Origin of the sequence: Mycobacterium sp. IS-2888 (assembly GCF_001954215.1) — a bacterium.
Taxonomy (GTDB): Bacteria; Actinomycetota; Actinomycetes; order Mycobacteriales; family Mycobacteriaceae; genus Mycobacterium.
Map to the genome: position 1 here is coordinate 1 of NZ_MBET01000001.1, position 5,018 is coordinate 5,018.

Annotated in this window: 2 protein-coding genes; both read left to right on the plus strand. The window is 69.8% G+C overall.

Annotated features, from left to right (window positions below; all coding sequences use genetic code 11):
• A partial coding sequence (locus A5745_RS00005) for a phosphopantetheine-binding protein (RefSeq protein ID WP_254848464.1) occupies positions 1 to 828 on the plus strand: 828 nt, incomplete at its 5' end.
• Between the two features lie 18 nt (positions 829 to 846).
• Positions 847 to 5,018: type I polyketide synthase (locus tag A5745_RS00010; RefSeq protein ID WP_076114678.1), on the plus strand; the 4,172-nt coding region annotated here is incomplete at its 3' end.

Below are 5,018 nucleotides of genomic sequence, written 5' to 3' on the forward strand. Positions count from 1 at the left end.
TCGGTGGCGTGGGGGTTGTGGGAGCAGGCCAGCGGCATGACCCGACACCTGGGCGAGCGCGACAAGGCCCGCATGACGCGACTCGGCCTCGCACCGCTGTCCACCGAACACGCCCTACAACTCTTCGACGAAGCGATGCTCGCCGACCTTCCCATGCTGGTGGCCGCGCGCGTCGATGCCGCCGCGCTCGCCGACCAGCGCGCCGCGCTGCCCCCGCTGCTGAGCCAATTGGTCGTCGCTCGTCCCACCCGGCGCGTCATCGACGACACCGACACCACGGCGGCCTCGACGACGAGCCTCGTCGCACGGCTGCAGGGCCTGACGTCCGAGCAGCGACACGACCGACTCGTCGAGGTGGTATGCAGCAACGCCGCCATCGTGTTGGGCCGCCAGAACGCGGCCGACATCAACCCCGGCACGGTGTTTCAAGACCTCGGGTTTGATTCGCTGACCGCCGTCGAACTGCGCAACCGGCTCAAAACCGCTACCGGACTGACCCTTTCGCCCACACTGATCTTTGACTACCCGACGCCGATCGTGTTGGCCGAGCACCTCGACGCCCGCTTGGCCGTCGACGCCACCGATGCCGGCCAACCAAACCTGATGAACCGATTCAACGACATCACTCGTGAACTACAAGCACTGCTCGATCAAGCCGACTGGAAACCCGAGGACAAGACGCAGCTCACCACCCGCATCCAGGCCCTGATGACCACCCTCAGCACCCACCTCGACCCGTACGAGTCCTACGACGCCGACGACGAGGACATCGAAACCGCCACAGAAAGCCAGCTCTTCGCCATCCTCGACGAAGAGCTCGGCTCCTAAAGCCCGCAAGGAGTGACAGTGTCGGGCCCCGACAAGCATCTCGATTACCTCAAGCGCCTCACCGCCGATCTGCGGCGTACCCGGCGGCGCCTTTCCGAATTGGAAGGCAAGTTGTCGCAGCCCGTGGCGGTGGTGGGGATGGCGTGCCGGTACCCGGGCGGCGTGGATTCGCCCGAGGGCTTGTGGGACATGGTGGTTGAAGGCCGCGACGCCGTGTCCGACTTTCCCGCGGACCGGGGCTGGGACGTGGCCGGGCTGTACGACCCGGACCCTGATACGCCGGGCAAGATGTACGTCCGCCAGGGCTCCTTCCTGTCCGACGCCGGCGATTTCGATGCCGGATTCTTCGGCGTCGGGCCCAGCGAGGCGCTCGCGATGGATCCACAGCAGCGGCTGATGCTGGAGTTGTCGTGGGAAGCGTTGGAGCGCGCCGGAATTGACCCGTTGGCGCTGCGCGGCTCGGCGACGGGTGTGTTCGCCGGCATGATCCACGCCGGCTACGGCGGCGAGGTGCACGGCGAGCTGGAGGGCTACGGACTCACCGGCTCGACGTTGAGCGTGGCCTCCGGACGCGTGTCGTACGTCCTGGGGCTCGAAGGCCCGGCGGTATCGGTGGATACGGCGTGTTCGTCGTCGCTGGTGGCGCTGCACCTGGCAGCGCAGTCACTGCGGTCGGGAGAGAGCGATCTGGCGCTGGTGGGCGGTGTGACCGTGATGGCCACCCCGGCGGCATTCGTGGAGTTCAGCCGCCAGCGGGCGCTGGCGCCGGACGGCCGGTGCAAGGTGTATGCCGGTGCCGCCGACGGCACCGCGTGGTCCGAAGGCGCGGGGGTATTGGTCGTCGAGCGGTTGGCCGACGCCCGACGGTTGGGACACCCGGTGTTGGCGCTTGTGCGGGGCTCCGCGGTGAATCAGGACGGCGCGTCCAACGGCCTGACGGCTCCCAATGGGCCGTCCCAGCAGCGGGTCGTCCGCGCGGCGCTGGCCAGCGCCGGCCTAGCGGCCGCGGACGTCGATGTGGTGGAGGGGCACGGCACGGGCACCACGTTGGGCGATCCGATTGAGGCGCAGGCGCTTCTGGCCACGTATGGACAGGATCGGCCGGCGGACCGGCCGCTGTGGCTGGGGTCCATCAAATCGAACATCGGTCACACGTCGGCCGCCGCGGGCGTCGCCGGCGTGATCAAGATGGTGCAGGCGATCCAACACGGCGTGCTGCCGCAGACGTTGCACGTGGATGTGCCCACGCCGCATGTGGATTGGTCGGCCGGAGCGGTGTCGGTGTTGACGGAGTCACGGCCCTGGCCCGGGGGGGATGGTCCCCGCCGGGCGGGCGTTTCGTCGTTCGGGATCAGCGGGACGAACGCGCACGTGATCTTGGAAGAGGCCCCGACGCAGGCGCCGGCGCTGGAGATCGAAAGCGTTCCGGCGCAGCCCGATGACGCCGCGACAGCGTGGGTGTTGTCTGCCCGCTCGGAGCGGGCGCTGGCCAACCAGGCCAAGCGATTGCTGGCGCGGGTGGCCGCCGATGCCGACCTGACTGCGGCGGATGTGGGTTGGTCGTTGGTGACGACGCGGCCGGTCTTCGACCATCGGGCCGTGGTGATCGGCGCCGACCGCGACGATCTCGTCGCGGGGTTGATCGAGCTGTCGGCCGGCGAGCCGGGCGGGGGCCTCGTCGTGGGGCGCGCGCAAGTGGGCGGTAAGACGGCGTTCGTGTTTCCCGGGCAGGGTTCGCAGTGGTTGGGGATGGGCCGGCAGTTGCATGAGTGCTTCCCGGCGTTCGCGGAGGCGTTTGACGAGGCGGTCAGCGCGTTGGATCCGCATCTGCGATTGCCGCTGCGCCAGGTGATCTGGGGCGACGACGCCGCGCTGCTGGAAAGCACCGAATTCGCTCAGCCGGCGTTGTTCGCCGTCGAGGTGGCGCTGGCCGCATTGCTGCGGCACTGCGGCGTGGTGCCGGACGTCGTGACGGGTCATTCGGTCGGGGAGATCGCCGCGGCCCATGTGGCCGGGGCGTTGTCGCTCGGGGATGCCGCCCGGGTGGTGGCGCGCCGGGGCCGGTTGATGGCGGCCCTGCCCGCCGGCGGGGTGATGGTCGCGGTGGCCGCCGGCGAGTCGGAAGTCGCACCATTGCTGACCGAGGCGGTGAGCATCGCCGCGGTCAACGCGCCTAACGCGGTGGTGATTTCGGGTGCCCAACAGGCGGTGGAGGCGGTCTCGGATCGCCTGGCGGAGTCGGGTCGACGGGTGCACCGGCTGGCGGTGTCGCACGCGTTTCACTCGGCCCTGATGGAGCCCATGCTCGACGAGTTCGCCAAGCTGCTCGACGGTATTTCGGCCGCACCACCGCGAATTGCGTTGGTGTCGAACCTGACCGGCCAATTGGCCGGCGCCGGCTACGGGTCGGCGCAGTACTGGGTTGACCATGTGCGGCAACCCGTCCGTTTCGCCGACGGCGTTAGGGCGGCCGAGTCGTTGGGGGCTGACGCTTTTGTGGAGGTGGGTCCCGGCCGTGGCCTGACCGCCGCGGTGGAGCAGTCGTTGACCGCCGACCGGGCGGTGTCGGTGGTGACGCAGGCCAAGGATCGACCCGAAGTCGAGTCACTGCTGGCCGCGTTGGGGCGGTTGTTCGTCCGGGGTGTCGGTGTGGACTGGCCCGCCGCGTTGGGGGGCGGGAACCGAGTCGACTTGCCGACGTACGGATTTGTGCGGCAGCGGTATTGGTTGCCTTACGGCGCCGTGGGATCGGCGGACGTGCGGGGTGCGGGGTTGGTGCACGCCGGACATCCGCTGTTGAGCGCGATAGTAGAGCGGCCCGATTCGGGCGGCGTCGTGCTGACGGGCTCCCTGTCGGTGGGGGATTTCCCGTGGCTGGCGGATCACGTCGTCGATGAAGTGATGTTGTTTCCCGGAGCGGGATTCGTGGAGTTGGTGCTGCGGGCGGGCGATGAGGTCGGCTGTTCGGTCCTGGAGGAGCTCACGTTGTTGGCGCCGCTGGTGCTCCCGGAGACCGGCGGGGTGCGGGTGCAGCTGGTCGTCGACGCGGCCACCGAGTCGGGTTCGCGCGCCGTATGGGTCTATTCGCGTGGCGCCCACGCGGATTCGATCTGGGTGTTGCACGCGCAGGGGGTGCTGAACGCGGGCTCGGCGGCGCCCGCGGACCTGTCGGTGTGGCCGCCGGCCGGCGCGTCGGCGGTCGACGCGGTCGATGTGTACGGCGTGTTGGCGGCGCGGGGCTACGAGTACGGGCCGGCGTTTCGCGGCGTGCGGGCGATGTGGCAACGGGGACAAGAGATTTTCGCCGAAGTCGCCGTCGGTGAGGGTGTGACGGTCGCGGGGTTCGGAATTCATCCTGTCGTGTTGGACGCGGCGCTGCATGCGATGGGGGTGGTCGGCCAACAGGTCGAGACGATGCTGCCGTTTTCCTGGCAGGGCGTGTGTCTGCACGCAGCCGGTGCATCGAGGGTCCGGGTGCGGATCGCGCCGGCCGGCGCCGGGGCGGTGTCGGTGGACCTGGCCGATGGCGCGGGTCTGCCCGTGTTGTCGGTCCGCGAGTTGGTGCTGCGCCCGGTCTCGGCGAAGGCGTTGTCGGCGGCGGTCGCGGCGGCCGCCGGCGGCGGTGGCGGCTTGTTCGACGTCGTGTGGTCCCCGGTTCCGGTGGAACCCACTGGCATTGGCGACAACGGTGCGACGGTGTGGCAGCTCGGCCCGGCGGCCGACGGTGTGGTCCGGTCGGTGCACGCGGCCACCCATGAGGTGCTGCGGGTGTTGCAATCGCGGCTCGCCGCCGAGGATTCCGGGGAACTGATCGTGGTGACGCACGGCGCGGTCAGTTGGGCCGGCGAGGATGTCGAGGACTTGGCCGGCGCTGCCGTGTGGGGGCTGGTGCGCTCCGCGCAGGCCGAGCATCCGGGTCGGTTCGTGTTGGTGGACTCGGACGGATCGATGGATGTCCGCGATGTCATCCGTTGTGGTGAACCGCAACTCGTGGTGCGCTCCGGTGTCGCGCACGCCGCTCGGTTGACCCCGGTCGGGGCCGGGGCGGTACTGGAGCTGCCGGATGGGGGCTGGCGGTTGGCAGCCGGTGGCGGCGGCACGCTGGAAGACCTGGTGGTGCAGCCGAGCGCACGGGTGGAGCTGGCCGCCGGGCAGGTGCGGGTGGCGGTGGCCGCGGTGGGGGTGAACTT